General features: G+C 49.2%; 16 protein-coding genes (1 of these 16 running past the window's edge). 12 read left to right on the top strand and 4 right to left on the bottom strand.

The window, feature by feature from the left end; translation table 11 throughout:
* Positions 1 to 44: 44 nt before the first annotated feature.
* Positions 45 to 1625 (bottom strand): sensor histidine kinase, encoded by a 1581-nt coding sequence (locus tag ACJJI6_RS13875; protein ID WP_475710900.1) that lies wholly within the window; start codon positions 1623 to 1625, stop codon positions 45 to 47.
* A 92-nt stretch (positions 1626 to 1717) separates the two neighbouring features.
* Between ACJJI6_RS13875 and ACJJI6_RS13870 the strand changes: the two genes are divergently transcribed.
* Positions 1718 to 3346 carry an NAD+ synthase gene (locus tag ACJJI6_RS13870; RefSeq protein WP_475710899.1) on the top strand — a complete coding sequence of 543 codons (1629 nt, stop codon included), beginning with the start codon at positions 1718 to 1720 and terminating at the stop codon, positions 3344 to 3346.
* Between the two features lie 57 nt (positions 3347 to 3403).
* Here the strand turns inward: ACJJI6_RS13870 and ACJJI6_RS13865 are convergent, their stop codons facing one another.
* Complete coding sequence (locus tag ACJJI6_RS13865) at positions 3404 to 4354, bottom strand: outer membrane protein assembly factor BamD (RefSeq protein ID WP_444906458.1); 951 nt, start codon at positions 4352 to 4354, stop codon at positions 3404 to 3406.
* Between the two features lie 100 nt (positions 4355 to 4454).
* On the opposite strand from ACJJI6_RS13865, the gene rluD reads away from it, so the two are divergent.
* The 5 genes from rluD to ACJJI6_RS13840 all read left to right on the top strand — a co-directional run bounded on the left by rluD (position 4455) and on the right by ACJJI6_RS13840 (position 13535).
* Positions 4455 to 5408: a 23S rRNA pseudouridine(1911/1915/1917) synthase RluD gene (gene rluD / locus ACJJI6_RS13860; protein WP_475710897.1), complete on the top strand. Its 954-nt coding sequence runs from the start codon at positions 4455 to 4457 to the stop codon at positions 5406 to 5408.
* Positions 5409 to 5483: 75 nt separating this feature from the next.
* Positions 5484 to 6251: a peptidoglycan editing factor PgeF gene (gene pgeF, locus ACJJI6_RS13855; RefSeq protein WP_475710895.1), complete on the top strand. Its 768-nt coding sequence runs from the start codon at positions 5484 to 5486 to the stop codon at positions 6249 to 6251.
* A 282-nt stretch (positions 6252 to 6533) separates the two neighbouring features.
* The gene (gene clpB / locus ACJJI6_RS13850) at positions 6534 to 9137 is read left to right on the top strand and encodes an ATP-dependent chaperone ClpB (RefSeq protein ID WP_475710894.1); all 2604 of its coding nucleotides are present in this window, start codon (positions 6534 to 6536) and stop codon (positions 9135 to 9137) included.
* 207 nt (positions 9138 to 9344) lie between these two features.
* Entirely contained in the window at positions 9345 to 10451 is a 1107-nt protein-coding gene (locus ACJJI6_RS13845) for an efflux RND transporter periplasmic adaptor subunit (RefSeq protein ID WP_444895247.1), read from the top strand.
* A gap of 18 nt (positions 10452 to 10469) precedes the next feature.
* Positions 10470 to 13535 (top strand): efflux RND transporter permease subunit, encoded by a 3066-nt coding sequence (locus ACJJI6_RS13840; protein ID WP_475710893.1) that lies wholly within the window; start codon positions 10470 to 10472, stop codon positions 13533 to 13535.
* A gap of 16 nt (positions 13536 to 13551) precedes the next feature.
* Here the strand turns inward: ACJJI6_RS13840 and ACJJI6_RS13835 are convergent, their stop codons facing one another.
* A complete protein-coding gene (locus ACJJI6_RS13835; RefSeq protein ID WP_475710892.1) occupies positions 13552 to 14616 on the bottom strand; it encodes a helix-turn-helix domain-containing protein in 1065 nt (354 codons plus the stop codon).
* 255 nt (positions 14617 to 14871) lie between these two features.
* Here ACJJI6_RS13835 and ACJJI6_RS13830 point away from each other — a divergent pair, with 255 nt between their 5' ends.
* Both ACJJI6_RS13830 and ACJJI6_RS13825 read left to right on the top strand, forming a co-directional pair.
* On the top strand, positions 14872 to 16089 hold the full coding sequence (locus tag ACJJI6_RS13830) for a hypothetical protein (protein WP_413664323.1): 1218 nt from the start codon (positions 14872 to 14874) through the stop codon (positions 16087 to 16089).
* Positions 16090 to 16119: 30 nt separating this feature from the next.
* Positions 16120 to 17199: a DUF4785 family immunoglobulin-like domain-containing protein gene (locus ACJJI6_RS13825; protein ID WP_475710890.1), complete on the top strand. Its 1080-nt coding sequence runs from the start codon at positions 16120 to 16122 to the stop codon at positions 17197 to 17199.
* A 24-nt stretch (positions 17200 to 17223) separates the two neighbouring features.
* Here the strand turns inward: ACJJI6_RS13825 and ACJJI6_RS13820 are convergent, their stop codons facing one another.
* The gene (locus ACJJI6_RS13820) at positions 17224 to 17697 is read right to left on the bottom strand and encodes a DUF4124 domain-containing protein (RefSeq protein ID WP_475710888.1); all 474 of its coding nucleotides are present in this window, start codon (positions 17695 to 17697) and stop codon (positions 17224 to 17226) included.
* 451 nt (positions 17698 to 18148) lie between these two features.
* On the opposite strand from ACJJI6_RS13820, the gene ACJJI6_RS13815 reads away from it, so the two are divergent.
* The 4 genes from ACJJI6_RS13815 to pssA all read left to right on the top strand — a co-directional run.
* A complete protein-coding gene (locus tag ACJJI6_RS13815) occupies positions 18149 to 19885 on the top strand; it encodes an acetolactate synthase 3 large subunit (protein WP_475710887.1) in 1737 nt (578 codons plus the stop codon).
* 11 nt (positions 19886 to 19896) lie between these two features.
* Positions 19897 to 20388, top strand: a complete 492-nt coding sequence (gene ilvN, locus ACJJI6_RS13810; protein ID WP_143729360.1) for an acetolactate synthase small subunit — start codon at positions 19897 to 19899, stop codon at positions 20386 to 20388.
* A 22-nt stretch (positions 20389 to 20410) separates the two neighbouring features.
* Entirely contained in the window at positions 20411 to 21436 is a 1026-nt protein-coding gene (ilvC, locus tag ACJJI6_RS13805) for a ketol-acid reductoisomerase (protein WP_282934339.1), read from the top strand.
* Between the two features lie 112 nt (positions 21437 to 21548).
* Positions 21549 to 22060: the 5' portion of a CDP-diacylglycerol--serine O-phosphatidyltransferase gene (gene pssA / locus ACJJI6_RS13800; protein ID WP_282934338.1), read on the top strand. 364 nt of this gene lie beyond the right edge of the window; the window shows 512 of its 876 coding nt (coding positions 1-512); its start codon is at positions 21549 to 21551; its stop codon lies beyond the right edge, outside the window.

Raw genomic sequence — 22060 nt, 5'->3', positions numbered from 1 at the left:
CTTAATATAATGGCTTATAGGTCAAAAAATTTCTCTGAGCCAGATCAAGCAATTTCCTCACAGTTGGCAAATTCGATCCTAAAGCAACTTTTGTTGTCGCTACTCCGGCAGTGATAAAGGCTAAGGTTATTGGCTTCACATAGCTCGCGTGCGATATATAAGCCCAGCCCGCTGCCGTTTTTCCCTGTTGTAAAGAATGGTTCAAATATTTTATTGAGTAGCTCTTCGGGTACACCTGTGCCAAGATCTTTGATCTCTAAAATCGTATTCCCGCGCTCCTTATTATAGTAAGCACTAATATAGGCATGGCCCACTCCTGTAGCTAGTTTTGAGTGTTCCAAGGCGTTCTCTGTTAAATTGGTGACTACTTGCGACAATTGTGCGGAGTCAAAATACACAGGTAGTGCTTGCCCTGTAGAGTCTAATTCGACGGCGTTATCCGCTTTCCCGGCACTGAAGTCTGCTAAGAATTGCTTGAGCCAAGCCCCAAGTTCATATTCTTGGGCTGAACGGGCGCGCTTCCGTGAAAGCTGCATCACATTTTCTACAATCTCATTAATTCGCTGGCTTTGGCGACAGATTATGTCCGTTAATTGGCGGTCCTCTTCTTTTAATTCTGGAGACTCTGATAGTAGCTGTGCCGCGTGTTGGATTGCCGCTAAAGGGTTGCGTATTTCATGAGCAATTGAAGCTGTCAGTTGGCCCAGGGAGGCGAGTTTAAGCTTTTGGGCTGCCTCCGCCAGCTTCCGGTTGTCCTCCACAAAAACTAATGTGCTATGGCCAGTGTCATGCTGTAATTCTGAAAAGTTTGCATGAAGCTCGTCTCCATTTTTTGCGGGGATAAGGACATTATTTTGACTCTTATGACTGCGCCATTCCTTAACCTTTTGTCTCAGCTCTTCATGGTAGTCATGTGCTGCATCGACTTGGTTTTCTAGTAATCTTCTTGCTGATTTATTGATCAGTTCTGGCTTGTAAGTAGGGCCTAAAACTAATACACCGGTATTCATTCTTTCAATGATTTCTTGAGCCAGGCGTTGAAGGTGTGCAGCCTGGCGGCTTTGTTTGTCTGCGCGAATATTAGCTTTACGAATACGTTCCGATAGGTACTGGATGGCACTTACGGTTACAAATAGTAGTAAACCTAGTCCGCCAGCAGACACAATCTCCTGGCTAGAACCCGATTCAGTTAGTAAATGGTAAAGCTGGAGCGCGATAACACCCAAGCTAGCAATGGCCGCAAAAAATGCACTGAGGCGCTTATCAAGTAGGATGGCACCGATTGAACAACTGATAAGCAGTAAATAACCGAGGCCAGAGTTTAGTCCTCCACTAGCCTCGATCAACAACAAGAAAACCAGAATGTCACAACCCAAAATAATCCCGACTTGGCTGCTATTTGTCTGGTAAGCCTTCTGGCGCAAAAATAGTAACCACGCCACATTCAGAAGGGCATAGGAAGACGTTGTATATATAAATAGTGTTGGCAGGTACGTGCCAAGTGAGCCTCCACCTATGTCGGAGTAGAATACTCCTAGCAGAACTAGGGCTATTGCTACTCGGTAGATTGCGCTTATGCGCAAAAGCTCATGGTGCTGTTGGGGGGATGTTTGGGAACTGCTCACAGTAGATGCCCGGTATTCTTGTAGTGGTGAGCCGCTGCTGTTGTTACCCCGATGGGGTTACAATAGCGGCCTGTCTTGTCCGAGGTTCAACGATGTCTACTTTGCAGTTAGTGCTGGCACAAATCAATTCCCTGGTGGGAGATATTCCAGGGAATACCAAGCAGGTGATAGAAATTGTGCGCCGAGCGCACCAGGAGCTGGGTGCTGACTTGGTACTTTTTCCGGAGCTGACCCTGTGCGGCTACTCTCCTGAAGACCTGTTGTTGCGACCCAGTATGCAGATTCGTATTGATGCGGCATTGGATCAGCTCAAAGCTGCAGAACTGCCCTGTGCCATTGTTGTGGGTTACCCCAAGTTGCTCGATGGCGTTATGTTCAATATGGCGGGGGTAATAGTTGAGGGAGAGTTAATCGCAGAATATGCCAAACAGAAGCTGCCCAACTATCAGGTCTTTGATGAAAAGCGTTACTTCAAGCCGGGTAAATCTTCCTGTGTAGTGCATATTAAGGGAGTTCCTGTAGGGCTGAGTGTTTGTGAGGATATTTGGTTTCCAGAGCCCATCAAGCAGTCAGTCGATGCTGGAGCCAAGTTGATTCTCAACATCAATGCATCACCTTTCCATCGGGGCAAGGCTCAACAGAGGCTGGAGTTGGTTTCCAGGCAGGCAAAGAATGCCGGGGTCCCCATTGCCTATGTAAACTGGTGTGGTGGTCAGGACGAGCTGGTTTTTGACGGTGGCTCAATCGTTGTTGACGCTGAGGGAGAGGTATGTGCCAGGGCTGAGGAGTTTACAGAGCAGTTGTTGCCAGCTTCCATATCCTTGCAGGGACAGGATTTGACGGTACTCCCTGGGGAAATTGCTTCTCCTCGCGGCGATTTGGCTTCCGTGTACCAAGCCCTGGTACTTGGGGTGCGCGACTACGTTAATAAAAATGGTTTCAATGGCGTTGTGCTGGGGTTGTCGGGTGGAATCGACTCTGCTCTGACATTGGCAGTTGCGGTCGATGCGCTGGGTAAAGAGCGTGTTGAGGCTGTAATGATGCCGTTTCGCTATACCTCAGATCTGAGCAAAGGCGATGCGGCCGATCAAGCGGAAAGAATGGGGGTTCACTATCGGGAAATTAGTATCGAGCCCATCTTTGATTCGTTTATGGGCGCTCTCGCTGAAGAATTTGCTGGCAGTGAGAGGGATACCACTGAGGAGAACCTGCAGGCCCGCTCTCGTGGTGTTCTTTTGATGGCTATCTCCAATAAGAAGGGCGCGATGGTCCTGACCACCGGTAACAAGAGTGAGATGGCCGTCGGTTACGCGACCCTATACGGGGATATGGTAGGCGGATTCAATGCCCTGAAGGATGTTCCCAAAGTATTGGTATTCGAGCTGGCCCGTTACCGCAATACAATTTCTGAAGTGATTCCTGAAACGGTCATTACTCGCCCTCCCAGTGCTGAGCTGGCCCCAGACCAAGTGGATTCTGACAGCCTTCCGCCTTACGAGATCCTGGATCAAATTCTCAACCTCTATGTTGATCAAGACCACAGCGCTGAGGAAATCATTCAGCGTGGCTTCCAGAGAGAGGATGTAGAGCGTGTGGTCAGGTTAGTGGGACGCAATGAGTACAAGAGGCGCCAGGCAGCCATCGGGGTGCGTATTTCTGAACGCGGATTTGGAAGGGATCGCCGTTATCCCATCACCAATGGCTGGAAGCTGGGTGACTAGCTATCCTGAAAATAGAAACGGCGCCATTCGGCGCCGTTTCTATTTTCAAGTGATAAGTTACAGAAGCTCTGGAGGCAGGGGAGTCTCGTCCCGGTTGTATTCGGGATTATAGAGCTCCCGGCTGTCAAAGCCCCGCGGGTCAGATTTTTCAAACAGGCCCAGGGTGACCCTATGCACCAGACTGCGGCCGCTCGGACCTTTGTAAAAGTCGTAGTTGAAAGTACCGTCTTCGTTAAAAGCGGGGTGCTTTGGATAGTTATTGCGCAGTACATCCAGGGCATTAGCCTCGAGATCTTGCATTTCCATCAAATGATAACCTTGAACCATAACTGCCAGGGCATCGGGGATTGCGGGTGTCTGCTGGAAGTTTTCCACAATGTAGCGACCGCGATTGGCTGCTGCGAGGTAGGCGCCGCGCTTAAAGTAGTAGTTAGCCACGTGAACTTCATAGCGAGCCAGCAGGTTACGCAAGTGGATCATGCGCTTTTGCGCGTCTGGAGCGTAGCGGCTTTCAGGGTAGCGGGCCATTAACTGGGAGAAATAAGCGAATGACTCTCGAGCCGATCCTGGATCGCGACTGGTCAAGTCGGTAGGCATAAAGCGCTCGAACAGGCCTGTGCCCTCAGTAAAGGAGGACAGGCCCTTCATGTAGTAGGCGTAGTCGACATTGCGGTGCTGGGGGTGTAGGCGGATAAAGCGGTCTGCAGCGGCGATAGCAGCATCGTTTTCATAGTTGCGGTAGTAGGCATAGATCAGCTCAAGCTGAGCCTGTTCCGCGTAGTTGCCGAATGGGAAGTTGTCTTCCAGGGCTCGCAGGTTTCTGATGGCAAGATCCCACTGGCTGGTTCGCAGCTGTCGCTGGGCCATCTCGTAGTATGCCTGCTCTGTACGTGAACCTGTGGGTAGGCCCACTTCCGAATCATCTGTGTTGGCGCAGGCAACCAATATTGCGGACACCAAGGCCAGCCACAGCATTTTCCAGGTCTGCATAGCCCCTCGCTCTATCATTCTTACACTCTACCTTATTAAACTACCCACCAGTATTAACCTGGCGCGTCGGACATTTAACCACAGTCGCGGAGCTGCCCAAAGTATTTGCAATTGATCGATGATTGAACACCTAAAACTAGATATCCAAGTTCCTGCCAATATGGCTGGTCGACGCTTAGACCAGGCCGCAGCCGAATTAATTCCCGATTTTTCGCGCGCGCGCCTCCAATCGTGGATCAAAGGCGGTCAGCTCACCTTAAACGGCGCCCCAGCTAAGGCCAAGGAAAAGCTCTTTGGCGGCGAGCTTATCCAGCTTCGCGCAGAACTGGAGCCCCAGGGTAGCTGGGCTGCCCAGAACCTCGACCTCAATATTATGTACGAAGATGACTGCCTGATGGTGGTCAATAAGCCCGCGGGCCTCGTAGTCCACCCCGCTGCCGGTAACCCCGACGGCACTCTGCTCAATGGCCTGCTTCATCACAATCCAGCACAAGAGCTGATACCCCGAGCTGGTATTGTTCACCGGCTGGATAAGGACACCAGTGGCCTGATGGTTGTGGCTAAGACTTTGGCCGCTCAGACTCATCTCGTGGATCAATTAAAGCAGAGAACGGTGAGTCGACAGTATGATGCCTTGGTCCAAGGATATATCACCACTGCGGGTCGTGTTGATGCGCCCATCGGTCGGCATCGTCAAAATCGTCTCAAGATGGCTGTTTTGGACTTTGGCGGCAAAGAGGCGATCACTCATTATCGTGTACGGGAGCGTTACAGTGCTTACACGCTCTTACGCTGCAAGCTGGAAACCGGCCGTACTCATCAGATTCGGGTACACATGGCCCATATCAGGCACCCGCTCGTGGGAGATCCACTCTACGGAGGCCGCCCAAAGTTGCCTCCAGAGGCCTCGGCAGGCCTTGTTGAAGCTCTCCAGAGCTTCCCTCGGCAGGCTCTGCATGCGGCTGAACTCGCGCTAGTGCATCCCACCAGTGGACAGGACATGCATTGGTGTGCGCCAATGCCTGCTGACATGCAAGCACTGCTCGATCAGTTGCGCGCTGATGAGCCTTGAAGTACCGGTTATAAATTCGCCTGAGTACCTATCGCCGGTTCTCGAAAGGACAATTTCGCAAAGCAAGATATCTCAATGCCAAGTAACCACTACCTGATACCCGATTGGCCCGCACCCGTAGGGGTAAGGGCGGCGACGACGCTACGCACTGGGGGCCAAAGTTGTGGCCATTTCTCCTCCTTTAATCTGGCTGCTCACGTGGGGGACAAGGAGTCAGCTGTTACTGTCAATCGCCAACAGTTGAGAGGGGAGCTTGAGTTGCCCTCAGAACCGCAATGGCTGGAGCAGATCCATAGCGACAAGGTAGTCGAGGCAAGTGATGACGCCTTAGTTCGAACCGCAGATGCCTGCTTTAGCATGAAAAGAGGTGTTGTCTGTGCCGTGTTAACCGCAGACTGTTTGCCTGTTTTGCTAAGCGATAAGAGTGGTACCCGTGTAGCAGCAGCCCATGCCGGGTGGCGCGGATTGGCCGGTGGTATATTGCGCAATACCGTACGCGCGATGAAGTGTGATCCTGAGGAGTTGATGGTTTGGTTGGGGCCAGCGATTGGCCCGGAGGCCTTTGAAACCGGAATCGATGTCCTCGAGGCATTCTTTGAAAATGCAATTAGCAGTCGGCACACAGAAAAAATCGCTAGCTGTTTCCGCCCACACACTAAGAAACCACTGCACTTTTTAACAGATATTTACGCCCTGGCTCGCGCGGAGTTGGCAGAGCTGGGGATTGGCGAGGTGTATGGCGGGGGGCTCTGCACAATGTCAGAACCTGAGAAGTTTTTTTCCTACCGCAGAGAGTCTGAAACCGGTCGTATGGCAACTTTGATATGGCGGGATAAAGACTGAATTGAAGTTCTAGATGGCTTATTTTTTCTGTGTAAGCCAATCGATAATATTGGGGCAGCTTGGGCAATTACAAGGCTGGGTGTTGACTGAGCTGTAAAAATTATAAGAGATAGATTTGCCGCAAAACCATTTTGCATAGAATAAATGTCGCTATTGATTTAAATCATTGAAAACCCTTCCTGCGCCCCTATTTTACTTGTCAGTACCATAGCGAATGTAAAAGGCAAATTAGTGCCACTATCGCAGCGTTTCTGAAAAAATCGAGTAAAAGAGGTTTCGTTCATGCGAATTGACCGAATGACAAACCCGCTACAGGCGGCATTTGCTGATGCGCAATCCCTAGCGGTAGGGCGCGACCACAACCAGATTTATCCCGAGCACTTGATTCTGGCACTGCTTAACCAGAACAACGGAAGCGTACCCGCATTCCTGTCACAGGCGGGATTTAACCTAAACGGGTTGCGCAATGACCTTGCCAAGCGGTTGGATAGCCTGCCGCGGGTGACTTCCCCCACGGGTGATGTGGGGATGTCCCAGGAATTAATGCGCTTAATGAATCTCACGGACAAGCGAGCCCAACAAAATGGTGACAGTTTTATTTCCAGTGAAACTGTATTACTGGCGGCTTTCGACTCTGCGGCGGGAGAGATTTCCAATATCCTAAATGCCAATGGCAACATTAAACAATTAGAGGCGGCAATTCAAAAAGTGCGTGGCGACGAAAAAGTGGATGACCCCAATGCGGAAGAAGCGCGCCAGGCGCTGGATAAATATACTCTCGACCTGACCGAGAGGGCTCTGGCCGGCAAGCTTGACCCAGTGATCGGCCGCGATGATGAAATACGGCGGACGATTCAAGTCTTACAGCGGCGTACCAAGAATAACCCTGTACTAATTGGTGAGCCGGGTGTTGGTAAAACTGCCATTGTTGAAGGGCTCGCTCAACGTATCGTCAATGGTGAAGTACCGGAAGGGCTAAAGGACAAACGTCTTCTTTCCCTGGATTTGGGGGCATTGTTGGCGGGCGCAAAATTTCGTGGAGAATTTGAAGAGCGATTAAAAGCAGTACTCAACGAATTATCAAAACAGGAAGGTCGCATTATTCTCTTTATCGATGAGATCCACACGATGGTGGGTGCCGGTAAAGCTGAGGGGGCCATGGATGCGGGAAATATGCTGAAACCCGCTTTGGCCCGCGGGGAATTACATTGTGTCGGTGCAACCACTCTGGATGAGTATCGGCAATATATTGAGAAAGATGCAGCGCTTGAGCGGCGTTTCCAAAAAGTATTGGTTGATGAACCAACTGAAGAGGATACGGTTGCGATTCTGCGTGGATTAAAAGAACGCTACGAAGTACACCATGGCGTTGATATTACCGACTCTGCAATTATTGCCGCGACAAAATTATCGCAGCGTTACATCACTGATCGTCAATTACCAGATAAAGCGATTGATCTTATTGATGAGGCCGCCAGCCGGATACGCATGGAGATCGACTCCAAACCGGAATCCATGGATAAATTGGAGCGCCGTTTAATTCAATTAAAGATTGAACGTGAGGCGGTTAAAAAGGATACGGATGATGAGGCGACTAAAAAACGCCTGTCGAAACTGGAAGAAGAGATTCTACAACTGGAGCGGGAATACTCCGACCTTGAAGAGGTTTGGAAGGCGGAGAAGGCACAGCTTGCCGGCAGCCATGACCTCAAGGAAAAGCTCGAGCAGGCCAAGCTCGATATGGAGTCCGCACGGCGTGCAGGTGATCTTAATAGAATGTCTGAATTACAGTACGGTGTAATACCACAACTTGAACAACAGCTTAAAAGTGCCGCTACCGCTGAAGCTTCTGAAGAACCCCGCCTGCTGCGCAATCGGGTTACCGATGAAGAGGTGGCTGAAGTGGTATCCCGCTGGACGGGTATTCCTGTATCTAAGATGCTCGAAGGTGAGCGTGAAAAGCTACTGCGAATGGAAGATGAGTTGCACAAGCGGGTCATCGGACAGGGGGAAGCGGTGGAAGCGGTTGCTAATGCCGTACGCCGCTCAAGGGCGGGGCTAGCTGATCCCAACCGACCCAATGGCTCATTCTTGTTCCTCGGCCCAACTGGTGTGGGTAAGACGGAATTATGCAAGGCATTGGCTCAGTTCTTGTTTGACACAGAAGACGCCATGGTGCGTATCGATATGTCGGAATTTATGGAGAAGCACTCTGTGGCCCGACTGATTGGCGCACCTCCCGGATATGTAGGTTATGAAGAAGGGGGATACCTGACTGAAGCGGTGCGGAGAAAGCCCTATTCTGTTGTGCTATTAGACGAAGTGGAGAAAGCGCATCCCGATGTATTCAATATTCTTTTACAGGTTCTTGATGATGGCCGCCTGACCGACGGCCAGGGGCGCACGGTAGACTTTCGTAATACCGTTGTCGTAATGACTTCAAACCTTGGCTCAGATTTAATTCAAAAATACGCCACAGCTGAAAATGGTGATGACCTGGATGCTGAAATTCGTTATCGACAGATGAAAAGTGCGGTGATGGAAGTGGTGGGGAACCATTTCAGGCCAGAGTTCATAAATCGTATTGACGAAGTGGTTGTTTTCCATCCACTGGATAAGGCAGAAGTACGCTCTATTGCCGAAATTCAGTTGCAACAACTTTGCCGTCGACTGACAGAGAGGGACCTGAAATTAGAGGTATCTGAAAGTCTGCTGGATAAATTAGCAGAAGTTGGGTTCGATCCCGTTTATGGTGCACGGCCATTAAAGCGTGCTATTCAGGTATGGCTGGAAAACCCGCTGGCGCAAGATGTTCTCGCCGGTAAGTTTTCCCCTGGAGCAACGATCCACGCGGATGTTGAAGGCGATAAAGCCGTATTCCGATAAAAAAGCACTTGGGGGTGCCATATAGTGCACCCCTAAACTCCCACCGATTCCTCACTCTCTCCATATCTATACTCACAGGTGCGCTAATCCGTTTGTTCGGATATTTACGTAGAGGGGCACCCCTCCGTAGCGCATAGTTTCCCTTGCAAGTATCAGTTTATAGTTTTTATTGACGACACCTTACGGGGGCCTGATATCAGTAAGCGTATGTTGCTAATGCTGCTGGGATGCCTTTTGCTCTTCGGCGGAATTTTTGCTTATAAATTAATTGGCAGGCATATGGTGAATCAGTTCATAGACAACTTAGCCCTGCCTGCGGCCACAGTGACTTCAGCAACCGCCCAGTTTCAATATTGGAAGGAAGACCTGAGAGGAATAGGCACCATTCGAGCTGTTAATGGTGTAGAGGTTACTACCGAAGCTCAGGGGGTTATCAGCGCTATTCACTTCAAGTCGGGCCAGCATGTTAGGAAGGGCGATTTATTGGCGGAAATTTTTGCCGAACCGGAAAAGGCGCAGTTGCAGGTGTTGGATGCAGAGCTTCGCTTGGCCCGTCGCAATTACGTGCGGATCAAGACTCTGCTGGGGCGAGGTGTGACAACCGAAGCAGATTTGGATAGCGCTCGCAGTACTTTGGATCAGGTGGTTGCCAATATAGAAGTGCAGCGGGCCAGGGTGGATCAGCGAGTCATCGTGGCGCCTTTTAGTGGAGTACTGGGAATTCGACAAATCGATCTTGGGCAGAATGTAAGCCCGGGGGAGTCTGTTGTTTCTCTACAGCAACTTGATCCTATTTTTGTTGATTTTTCCCTCCCTGAACAAAAATATGCCTTGGTTAAGGCTGGGCTTGCTATTCAGTTGACAACAGATGCTTTCCCTAAAAATACCTACGAAGGAAGAATTACTGCTGTCGACCCTCAGGTGGATAGTGCAAGTAGGAACTTTCTGATTCAAGCTACTCTGAAAAACCCCCAACACGATTTACGTCCTGGGATGTTTGCCCAGGTATCCGTAAAGATAAGTGCACAGCGAAAAGTGCTCGTTATTCCCAGAACCGCATTGGCTTTTGCTCCCTATGGGGTGGCGGTTTTTGTGTTGGAGCCCGATAAAGATGGCGAGCATATGATCGCAGTTAAAAGGTTTGTGAAAACTGGTGAGGAGCGTGGGGATCTAGTTGAAATTACACAAGGACTTTTGGTGGGGGATATAGTGGCTAGCAGCGGATTACTCAAACTTCGCAATGGAGAGAAAGCGGTTATCAATAATCAGAATCAACCCCCAGAAAGCGCGGACCCCACACCGGAAAATAGTTAAACCTGGAATTTATAGGTTGTGAATTTCACAGAGATTTTCATTCGAAAGCCAGTGTTGGCCTGCGTAGTCAGCCTATTTATTTTTCTATTGGGTTTAAGATCGCTAACGGAATTAAATGTCAGGCAGTACCCGGAACTTGAAAATGCAGTTATTACAGTAACCACCGTTTATGTTGGTGCCGACTCAGATCTAGTGCAGGGGTTTATTACTACGCCGCTTGAGCAAGAGATTGCTACTGCAGATGGTATCGATTACATGGTCTCCACCAGCGTGCAAGGTCTATCGACGATAAACGTTTATGTACGTTTTGATTACGATCCAAATGAAGTGTTAACTCAGGTCGTTGCCAAGGTAAATAAGCTGCGCAGTGAATTGCCTGATGAATCAGAGGATTCCAGCGTGGAAATGCAGCAGGGAGAAACCACTGCTGCAATGTACCTTTCTTTTTCCTCAAATATTCTCGCTAATAATCAAATTACGGATTATCTGACACGCGTTGTTCAACCTAAATTGGCGACTATAGCTGGTGTGCAGCGAGCTCGCCTTTTGGGTGACAGTACTTTTGCAATGAGAGTCTGGTTAAAGCCGACAGAGATGGCGGCATTGGAAGTCACACCTGCAGATATTTCTGATGCGCTCAGGGATAATAATATTCTTTCGGCAGTTGGTTCGACAAAGGGAACCCGTGTGGCACTGGAAATACGTGCGGATACAGATATTGCACGTCAATTGGATTTCCGCAAGCTAGTGGTTAGAGCCGATGGGGATAAGCTGGTTCGTCTAGGTGAAGTGGCGGAGATAGAGTTAGGAGCGGAATCCTATGACAGCTCTGTGACTTTTAACGGGCAGTCTGCCACTTTTATTGCTATTGAGGTGGCACCCGATGCGAACTCCCTTGAAGTTATTAAAAAAGTACGCGAGGAGTTGGAGCAGAAAATTTTTCCACAATTGCCAGAGGGTATGATAGGTGAAATTCCTTACGACAGTACTGAATATATTCAGGACTCCATTGAAGAGGTCGTCAAAACAATTGTTGAAGCAGTATTTATAGTAATTTTGGTGATTTATTTGTTTCTGGGATCAGTTCGCAGCGTATTAATTCCAGCAATTGCACTACCTCTTTCTCTTGTTGGTGCATTCTTTTTAATGTTTTTAATGGGATTTTCCATCAACTTGCTCACATTGCTAAGTATGGTTCTGGCAATCGGAATTGTTGTTGATGATGCCATTATTGTTCTGGAAAATGTCCATCGACATATAGAGGAGGGCTTGCCTCCAAAAGAGGCTGCGATCGTAGGTGCTCGAGAGTTGGCATGGCCTGTAGTGGCTATGACTACAACGCTAATTGCAGTATATATTCCTATTGGTTTTCTTGGTGGTTTAACCGGGACCCTATTCATAGAGTTTGCATTCTCCCTAGCTGGCGCCGTATTACTGTCTGGAGTGGTCGCTCTTACTTTATCTCCCATGATGGCCTCGAAAATATTAAAGCCTCACGATGGTGGAGGTACCCGGTTTGAAATTTGGCTGGAACGCCAATTTAATCGACTTCAGACGAGATTTGAAAAATCGCTCCATTCTTCTCTTGATGAACGCCGAGTTATTTTGGTTTTCGGCTTAATTGTATTGATAAGTTGTTACTTCTTATTTGTGACGTCCCCTCAAGAGCTTGAACCTACAGAAGATAGGGGGCTTGTTCTTACAATTTCTACTGCCGATGCTTACGCAACTTTAGATTATGTTGAACAGTACAGTGGTGAACTTAATGTCATTGCTGAGAGATTTACTGAGGTTGAAAATCTTTTTCTGCTTAATGGGGCGGGCACCTTCAGTAGTGGTGTTAATAATGCGGTGGCCGGGTTTGTTTTGGCTCCCTGGGAAGGGAGAGACCGCGATACGGAAAAGATGCAGGAGTTGATTAGCAGTGATGTACAGCAAATAGCCGGGTTAAAAATAGCCGTTGTGGTGCCACCAAGTCTGCCAACTGCGGGAGGGCAGCTTCCGGTTGAATTTGTTATCGGTTCTACAGAGCCCATGGAGAATCTGGCATCGGTGGCAAGCGATATTATGACCCGAGCTTTGGAGAGTCGAAAGTTTATTTTTCTAGATTCTGATCTGAAAATTGATAAGCCAAAAATTGTAATAGAAATTGATCGTGATAAAGCGGCCAGTATGGGTGTGGAAATGGTGGACCTGAGTCGTGACTTAGGAGCGATGTTATCCGGGGCTTATGTCAACCGTTTTTCCCTGGATAATCGCAGTTATAAAGTTATTCCTCAAGTCGAGAGAGTTGACCGCCTTACCCCCGATCAGCTGGAGCAATATTATATTCGGGCGGTAAATGACAAGTTGGTTCCTGTAAGTACTTTGATAAGGCTCACGGAAACCGTTGAACCACAGCAACTAAAGAGATTTCAACAATTAAATGCCGTCACTATTTCGGGTGTGCCACGCCCTGGGATTACGTTGGGTGAAGCATTGATGGTGTTGGATAATGCGGCTAAAGAAATCTTACCAGTCGAGTATTCTGTAGATTACTCGGGGCAGTCCAGGCAATTCAAAACTGAAGGATCGGATTTGGTGGTTACCTTTTTCTTTGCCTTGATAGTGATTTATTTGGTGCTGGCCGCTCAATTTGAATCCTGGCGCGATCCCTTGATTATGTTGGTCACCGTACCGATGAGTGTTTGCGGAGCGATGATTTTTGTCAGTCTAGGATTGACGACCCTCAATATTTACACACAAGTGGGTCTGGTTACCCTGATTGGGGTTATTTCCAAACACGGCATTCTGATAGTGGAGTTTGCCAATAAGTTACAGCTCTCAGGGCTTGATAAGCGATCAGCGATTGAGCAGGCCACGTCAATCCGTTTGCGACCGATTTTAATGACTACTGCATCTCTGGTTTTGGCGATGGTTCCATTGTTAATAGCGTCGGGGCCAGGAGGAGGAGCAAGGTTTGCAATGGGCTTGGTAGTGGCGACCGGTATGACAATTGGAACGCTATTTACTTTATTTGTCGTGCCGGCGATGTATATGTATCTTGGGCGGAATTTTGAGGCGGAGGCTGTAGCGGCCTCCTGAGTCTCTTTACACTTATTTACGCTTCGAAAATATCTCTGCCGACATTACTGCGACGGAACTCGGAAGGGGTGACTCCCTCATGTTTTTTAAAGAAGCGGGTAAATACTGCGCGTTCGGCAAAATGAAGTTGTACCGCAATGCTTTCTACGGAATCACTGGTTGAGAGAAGGAGTTTCTTGGTCAGAGATAGCGTAACACTGTCTTTAAGCTGCTGGAATGTTACTCCCTGTTCTCTCAATCTGCGCTGTAAAGTGCGGCCACTGGTGCGGAAGTGGGCTGCGGCTTGTTTGATAGTGATTTCTTCACTGAGCAAGTGCTTCTCGAGCCAGGCTCGCAAACTCGCTGCCAGGTTATAGCTGGTTAAAGTGTTGTGTAGAACTGCTTTTAATATATTTCGGCTCTGGCTGCGAATGATTTTATGGTAACTGGGTATAGGGAAGTCCAGTATCTGGGAGCCCAGGATAATCGCATTTTCATCAGCGGAAAATTCAATTGGGCACTGGAAAATCCTCTTGTGGATAGAGTCATCCTCTGGCTTTTCACTGCGTAACTTTAATCCCCGGACCTCGGGAAACCTCGGGTTAAGAGTGCGCAAGAGATCTACTCCACGACTCATCAGCATTTCAGCAATAAAATGATTGACCGGAGCGCTAAAGAGTTCCTGCTGCCAGTTGAGTGTGAGTACTTCCGCATCGGCTTCCTGGTAGGTCTGGAACCGCAAGAGGGGGGCCAGAGTTTGTGAGAGTACAATTTCTGCAGGGCGAAAGATCTCCCTCGGCCGTCTCAAGGAGGGCTGAGCTTCGATAATAGTTTCTTCAAGCCAAAGCATAATTGGGAAGCGACTAAAGCTGAGACCTGGTGAAGTAACAGGGGATAGCGCCAGTATGCTTTCAATTAGAGCATTGAATTCACTGTAATTAAGCCATTCACTCTCTCCTGGATTCCAGCTAAATGAGAATGGCAATCGTTCAATTAGCGTCTCGGTGGGGATGCCGAGCCTGGCGGCGGCAACCACAAAGTAAGGCGCAAATATCTTGGGCACGCCGGCATGGCCGGACATATTTTTATTTTGGTCTCTCATGACTTACTGCCGTCCGGGTGGCGTTGCCGGCATCATAGCAAAGGCGCCTCAAAGCACGAGTATAAATTGAGGAATATGACGAATTGGTCGCTTCGCGTGGCGGATTCGACCCCCCTCTGGCGCCTTTAATCCTATTCCGAAATAGAGCGTTAAGGATAAGTTTTAGTCGTCTGCTGTACATTGCGTTATTCAGATTTTTTAAAACTCTTCAGTCACGAGAGTTACCACTTACTAAAACAATAAAGGAAAATAACAATGGCACTGTCTAAAAGGCTGGGTACAAGCCTGTCTATTTTTTTCTCGGCGATAATTGGAGCTTCATCAGCGGTAGCGGAAAACTGCTATATCCTGGTTCATGGACACGGAGTCGAAGGACACACTACAAGTGAAAGTAATGATGGGAGTTTAGTGCAGCCAGCACTGGACTATTGGAGTGAGGCGGTTTTCGACGAATATTCTAGCAGTGATTTTATTGAGCAATTGTTAGTTGATGGCGGCAATTACGGCGTTGTCGGTTATAACTCAACTGATGAAGGTGAATTTCCCTATTGGCATGATGAGACTGCGGGTGAAATTGCTCGTCAAATTATAGAGATCCGCTCTGGTCAGGGAGATCGGTTTGAACACGAAAACCAGTGCTCAGCAGAGGACACTTTCTGGATTATTTCCCACAGCCAGGGTGCCGCCCAAATGATGTATATCGCGGGTAACGCTGTTGAAGGATCCCCATACTACAATCGCGCCTACAACCAGTTCGATAGCAATACAGAAATTCAAGAAGTAAAAAAATGTTCCACGACTTGGTATGGCAGTAAATCCTGTAAAACGGTTGAAGAAGAAGTTCGAGTTGCCGGGCTTAACGAGAGCTATGCAGTGAGCGTTGATTTTGATGCGGCTATCAGCGGTGTTGCTGCAATATTCACCACAGGAGGTGCAATTACCGGTACTGAAGGCGTTGATCGGATATGTAATGGAAGCTGGTATGACGATTTGGTCAATGCACTATTTCTTGGGCGTGAGTGTTCGGCGGTTCGCTATATGCAGACTAATGATGTTTACACTGTGAGAAATTATGTAGGGACTAATCTCGGTGCGCCGGTGTACACCATTGGGGGTTATGCGGGCTTCCCAGGTGTGGAAAGTGCTACCTCCATGCTGCTGAATGGTGAGGATGACGGTTACATTAATTTGGCTTCGCAAATGAACTGTTCCGGATCTGCCAAGCGCAACCTGTGGTCGAATCTCAAAGAATATGAAACCCTGTTTGGCGTAGCTTACGGCAGCGCGATTTTCTCTTGTGATAACGACAGTAAAGGCACTGCTCGATCTTACAATTTGGCCAGTATCTATACAGATCATGATGCGCAGCGTAACGGTGGTATTCTATCCCCCGATTATGATTCTATTCCCGATGGACTGGACTGTGGCTCAGGAAAGAACAGCGCGGGTAGAATCTCAGCCTGCACAAATTAACTAAAAAAATAAAAGGCTTCGGAGGTATTGATGTCCACATCAAGCAAAGATCGCTCAAAGGCCCGGCTGGCAGGCTGGGGTGTACTGGCCGTAGTTACTGGATTGGTGGGTTACTGGGCCCTGGCTGGTAGTGAAGAGGCGACGCCCGCTGTTGTAGCTAAAGCAAAAGCTGAAGAGCAATCTATCCGAAGCCGCAAGCCTGATAACGTTAAGCCGGCGGAACTGGAGCAAGAGGAAGAGGATCAGTCTGTAAAACTATGGAAGGGAATTCAGTCCCTGCCCAACAAGACTGAGTTACACGAATCCCTTCTCTCGGATCTAGCCCGCTTTCATCGCTATCCGCCAGAAAACCGAGCAATTAAAACTCCTGAGCAAGACCCGATTACTCAGACATTCGCGGTGGATGAAAGAACCACTCACAGTGAGGAAGGGGATTCTCTGACTATATGGACAGATGAAAAGTTTTATTTGCGTGGGGATACTATTCGGGTTTTTGCCTATCAGGCCGATAGTGATGGAGATCGGGTCAGTGCTGACTTGACTGCGCTGTTGGTTTACGAAGACCAAGAAGTCGTGGGTACCTTGGCTTTCAGTGATTCGGATGGAGACTTAGTCTACGAAGTATTGATGGAGGCGGGCTCCTTTAATAGCCAGGTGCTGGAGGCGGGCATTTTTAAGGTCATTGTGGATACGGATATTGATGGTCTCCGAGATGCGGCAGCATTCACCCTATCTGAGGATACGGGAAGCTATACGGGCTCGTTGCGGGATTCCGTTACCGCCGATGGCAATTTATTAATTGAGGCGGAAGTCGATATCAGCAGAGAGGGGCGCTACTATTTTCAGGGCTCCCTGTATAACGATGAGCAATCCCCGATAGGCACAACGCAAAATGCTCTTGAGTTAACGGCGGGGCGGCACTGGGTTCCCCTGGAGTTTTACGGGCTCTTAATTCGCGATGCCGGGCAGGATGGCCCCTATCTGGTGAAGCAATTGAGTATTGCCAGGGTGACGGTACCTATGGCCAGGGATAGTGCTTTTGAACCAGGCTATTACACCGAACGCTATAGCCTGGATCAATTTACTGATAGTCCCTACCGTGAGCCTTAGGAATCGGTATCGCTAGAAGGGCGACTAGCAGTTTTTCTTGATTTGCTCGCGGGCTTTGGTAATGCGTTCTTGCCGCTCATCTTCTCCGAGCCTGCGATAGTTTCCATCTTTATCTTTTTCGCGCACTCTCGCGTGTGTGGTCAGGCTCTTAAGGTTCTTTTGGTACGCGACACAGAGCTCTGCTCGTTTTGCTGCCTCTTCTTTAGCCCTGGCCTCCTGTTGTCTCTGGTGCTCAGCGTCAGGCAGCTGTTCTTCCTTTGACTGTTGAGGCACCTGAGGTGCACTTTTCTGTGCTTCACGTGCGGCTATCGCATGTTGTTCAGCTTCCCATTTCTTATAGCGCTCTGATTTGGGCTTTTTGATCACGTCCACTTGAGTGCCTCCTGGAGGTTGCTCACCGAAGTGGACAACACCATTCTCATCTACCCATTTATAGATGCCGTCGGCTTGAGTGGTCGTAGCTGTTACTGCAATCAATAGCGCCAGTAAGATGCGCATGGTGCTTACCCCTTGTGTTGATGTTCCTTCCGTCCCCTTATTGTACCGGTACTGGTGGGTTTTCCTGTAACTGTCTTAACACTTTCGCAGACACCTATTGACAGTCAGGACTCAATTGGCAAAATCGGGGGTTTACTCAGTGACTAGATCTCACCGCACACCCGTGGTTTTGAGTCTAACCCTGATGGAACACCCTCCATCGAAATTCCACTGAGTGGCCCTCCCCACCCCTGGAGGCCTGCTAACCCCGTAGTGAACCTTTGTAGATTTACTTGGGGTTGGGTGTTTATGCGCGATCAGTTCATCCTAAAAATCGGCAGCTAAACACGCAACAGGCTGATATTTGTCACCATTTTCCCCTATAATTGCTGTCTGGCATTCTTGCTTGTAGGCGTTTTATACGTTTTCGGTGATGGCTATCCTATAAAACAGGAAAATTGAGGAGACTCAAGTGGAATTACTTTCCGGCGGCGATATGTTGGTTCGCGCGCTGCAGGATGAAGGGGTGGATCTGATTTTTGGATACCCGGGCGGCTCAGCGTTACATATCTATGATGCTATTTTTCGGCAGAAGTCGATAAAGCATATTCTCGTGCGCCACGAGCAGGGTGCGACCCATGCTGCTGATGGCTATGCACGGTCTACTGGTAAGGCGGGTGTGGTACTGGTGACGTCTGGTCCCGGTGCTACGAACGCGATTACTGGCATCGCAACGGCCTATATGGATTCTATCCCTATGGTGGTGATATCCGGCCAGGTACCCAGGGATAAGATCGGTGAGGATGCGTTTCAGGAAACAGATATGGTCGGTTGCTCGCGGCCGATCGTGAAGCACAGCTTTTTGGTAAAAAATGCTGAAGATATTCCTACGATCGTCAAAAAGGCATTTTTTATCGCCAATACTGGCCGTCCCGGTCCCGTAGTGATCGATGTTCCAAAGGATGTAACCAACCCGGCGGAGAGATTCCCCTACCACTACCCTGAAAAATTGCGGATGCGCTCCTATACCCCAGCCGGTAAGGGGCATGGCGGCCAGATTCGCAAAGCGATTGCTATGTTGCTATCAGCTCGCCGCCCGGTGATTTATGCCGGCGGGGGAGTGGTGCAGGGTGGCGGCGCCGAGCTTCTCACCGAGCTGGCTAGAAAGTTGAACTACCCGGTGACTAATACCTTGATGGGGCTCGGAGCATTTCCCGGAAGTGACAGGCGTTTCTTGGGAATGCTCGGTATGCACGGCACTTTCGAGGCAAATACAGCCATGCATCACGCCGACGTTATCTTGGCTGTAGGTGCGCGCTTTGATGACCGGGTGACAAATACTCCAGGCAAATTCTGCCCGGGTGCCAAAATTATTCATATCGACGTCGATCCGGCTTCGATCTCTAAAACGATTGTTGCCGATATCCCGATTGTCGGCACGGTCCAGGCTGTCCTTCGGGAGATGCTCGAAGCGTTGAAAGCCAATGATGAGCAGCCGGATCACTCCGCGATAGTTGACTGGTGGCGCCAAATCGATGATTGGCGTGAACGTCACGGGCTCTACACGGCTCCTCGTTATCAGACTAATGGTGCTCTGATAATGCCGCAGGATGTGATCAAGGCGGTGTATGACATTACTGAGGGTGATGCTTTTGTGACATCCGATGTAGGGCAACACCAGATGTTTGCTGCGCAATATTACCTGTTTGATAAACCGCGCCGCTGGATTAACTCCGGTGGGTTGGGGACTATGGGTTTCGGCTTACCGGCAGCCTTGGGGGTGAAAATAGCTCACCCGGATAAAGAGGTTGTGTGCGTAACTGGCGAGGGAAGTATCCAGATGTGTATTCAGGAGCTTTCTACGGCTACCCAATATCATCTGCCAGTAAAAATCCTCTGCCTTAACAACCAGGCTCTCGGGATGGTGAAGCAGTGGCAGGAGATGCAATATGAAGGAAGGCTTTCCAATAGTGTTTACGAGGAATCGCTGCCTGACTTTGTGAAACTCGCCGAGGCATACGGTCACGTCGGGGTGAAAGTGGAGCGTCGTGAAGACCTACACAACAAGTTGCAAGAAGCTTTTGCAATTAAGGATCGCACTGTATTTATCGACGTGTACGTCGACCCATCTGAGCATGTCTATCCCATGCAAGTGCTACCAAATGGCTCCATGCGTGACATGTGGCTGAGCAAAACTGAGAGAACTTAAAGGGTAGGGCGATGCGTAGAATAATTTCGGTTCTGATGGAGAATGAACCTGGGGCATTGTCCCGTGTTGTTGGCTTGTTTTCCCAGCGTGGCTACAACATTGAAAGCCTCACCGTGGCGCCTACTGAGGATGCGACTTTATCGCGTCTCACTTTGGTGACGATTGGTGACGATCACAAGATTGAGCAAATTACCAAGAACCTAAACAAGCTTATTGACGTTGTGAAATTGGTGGACCTCACTGAAGGCTCTCATATCGAGCGGGAGCTGCTATTGGTGAAAGTGCGAGCCAATGGTGCCCAGCGCGACGAGGTGAAGCGCAGTGTCGATATTTTTCGCGGGCAGATCGTCGATGTCACCAGCAGTATGTACACGGTACAGGTGGCAGGTACTGGCGAAAAACTCGATGCGTTCCTCCAGGCGCTGGGGGAGCACACAATTATGGAAGTGGTGCGATCCGGAGTTTCTGGGATTGCCCGCGGTGAAAAAGTATTAAATGTATAGAGCAAAAAGCAGGAATTGAGCGATGCAAGTTTATTACGACAAAGATTGTGACCTTTCTTTAATTCAGGGAAAAACAGTAGCCATTATTGGTTATGGATCTCAAGGTCATGCCCATGCCAATAACCTGAAAGACTCTGGTGTAGCGAATGTTGTTGTTGGGTTGCGCGAGGGGTCTGCTTCCTGGAAAAAGGCTGAAGGCGCGGGCTTGAAGGTAGCTGAAGTTGTCGATGCGGTGAAAGATGCCGACGTGGTTATGATTCTCGCTCCGGATGAATACCAGGCGAATATTTACAAAGAGCAAGTTGCTCCAAATTTAAAGTCTGGTGCAGCACTGGCTTTCGCGCATGGTTTTAATGTGCACTTTGAATTGATTGAGCCACCAGCGGATGTCGATGTCATTATGGTTGCTCCCAAGGGGCCCGGCCATACCGTTCGATCGACCTACCTTGAGGGAGGCGGTGTCCCTACCTTGATTGCGGTTTATCAGGATGCGACAGGTAAAGCAAAAGACTTGGCGCTGTCTTATGCCTCAGCTAATGGTGGAGGCCGCTCAGGTATTATTGAAACCAACTTCCGCGAAGAGACTGAAACAGATCTCTTCGGTGAGCAGGCTGTCTTGTGTGGGGGTGTCTCCGCGCTTGTAACGGCTGGTTTTGAGACTCTGGTAGAAGCCGGCTATGCTCCGGAAATGGCGTATTTTGAATGTCTGCATGAATTGAAGCTGATTGTCGACCTGATGTACCAGGGGGGCATTGCCGATATGCGCTACTCTATCTCCAATACCGCAGAGTATGGTGACTACGTAACTGGCCCGCGTATTGTTACGGAAGAAACCAAGGCAGAAATGAAACGGGTTCTTAAAGATATTCAAACCGGTAAGTTTGCCAAAGACTTTATGCTCGAGTCCCTGGCGGGGCAGCCGCGTCTGAAAGCAGAGCGTCGCATTGGTAGCGAACACGAGATTGAGCAAGTAGGGGCAAAACTCCGCGCCATGATGCCGTGGATCAAAGCGAATAAAATTATTGATCGCACCGAAGGTAATAGCTGACTTAAGGTTGGCAAAAACGGCAGGGGCGACCCTGCCGTTTTTTTTTGCTCTGGGCTCGGGTGGTAAATTGGCGTTAAACTCGCTGACTGCACAATGCATCAATGGAGAGTATATGAGCGGTCAAGGGGGCGAAAAACAGCCCATAGACTCAAGTAGTGAGGCTACTGAGGAAATTCGTTTGCCTGTCGATGAGCATGTTGAGGAAGAGGTTTCTTCCAGTGGTAAAAGAGTGCGCGCACGAGGTATCTACCTGCTGCCCAATCTTGTGACAACAGGCGCACTGTTTAGCGGCTTTTATGCCATTGTCGCAGGTATGAGTGGGCATTTTGAATCGGCTGCGATAGCGATTTTTGTCGCGATGGTACTGGATGGGTTGGATGGGCGCGTAGCTCGCCTGACAGATACCCAAAGTGCCTTTGGTGTTCAATATGACTCGCTTTCAGACATGGTTTCATTCGGCCTGGCTCCTGCCTTGGTCGTTTTCAGCTGGGCGCTGGGAAACCTGGGTAAATTTGGCTGGGCTATAGCATTTTTATATGCAGCTTGTGCGGCATTGAGACTTGCGCGTTTCAATACACAGGTAGATACCGTTGATAAAGGGGTCTTTATTGGATTGGCGAGCCC

It is taken from the genome of Microbulbifer maximicatervae (SeqCode), from assembly GCF_056232625.1.
Note: the sequence above shows the minus strand (reverse complement) of the source record. Positions and strands in the feature narration are given on the sequence as shown.

Bases quoted from the DNA above. Each gene is read 5' to 3' on its own strand.
- ACJJI6_RS13870 (WP_475710899.1), top strand. From the start codon at position 1,718: ATGTCTACTTTGCAGTTAGTGCTGGCACAAATCAATTCCCTGGTGGGA.
- ACJJI6_RS13865 (WP_444906458.1), bottom strand. From the start codon at position 4,354: ATGATAGAGCGAGGGGCTATGCAGACCTGGAAAATGCTGTGGCTGGCC.
- rluD (WP_475710897.1), top strand. From the start codon at position 4,455: ATGATTGAACACCTAAAACTAGATATCCAAGTTCCTGCCAATATGGCT.
- pgeF (WP_475710895.1), top strand. From the start codon at position 5,484: ATGCCAAGTAACCACTACCTGATACCCGATTGGCCCGCACCCGTAGGG.
- clpB (WP_475710894.1), top strand. From the start codon at position 6,534: ATGCGAATTGACCGAATGACAAACCCGCTACAGGCGGCATTTGCTGAT.
- ACJJI6_RS13845 (WP_444895247.1), top strand. From the start codon at position 9,345: ATGTTGCTAATGCTGCTGGGATGCCTTTTGCTCTTCGGCGGAATTTTT.
- ACJJI6_RS13835 (WP_475710892.1), bottom strand. From the start codon at position 14,616: ATGAGAGACCAAAATAAAAATATGTCCGGCCATGCCGGCGTGCCCAAG.
- ACJJI6_RS13830 (WP_413664323.1), top strand. From the start codon at position 14,872: ATGGCACTGTCTAAAAGGCTGGGTACAAGCCTGTCTATTTTTTTCTCG.
- ACJJI6_RS13825 (WP_475710890.1), top strand. From the start codon at position 16,120: ATGTCCACATCAAGCAAAGATCGCTCAAAGGCCCGGCTGGCAGGCTGG.
- ACJJI6_RS13820 (WP_475710888.1), bottom strand. From the start codon at position 17,697: ATGCGCATCTTACTGGCGCTATTGATTGCAGTAACAGCTACGACCACT.
- ilvN (WP_143729360.1), top strand. From the start codon at position 19,897: ATGCGTAGAATAATTTCGGTTCTGATGGAGAATGAACCTGGGGCATTG.
- ilvC (WP_282934339.1), top strand. From the start codon at position 20,411: ATGCAAGTTTATTACGACAAAGATTGTGACCTTTCTTTAATTCAGGGA.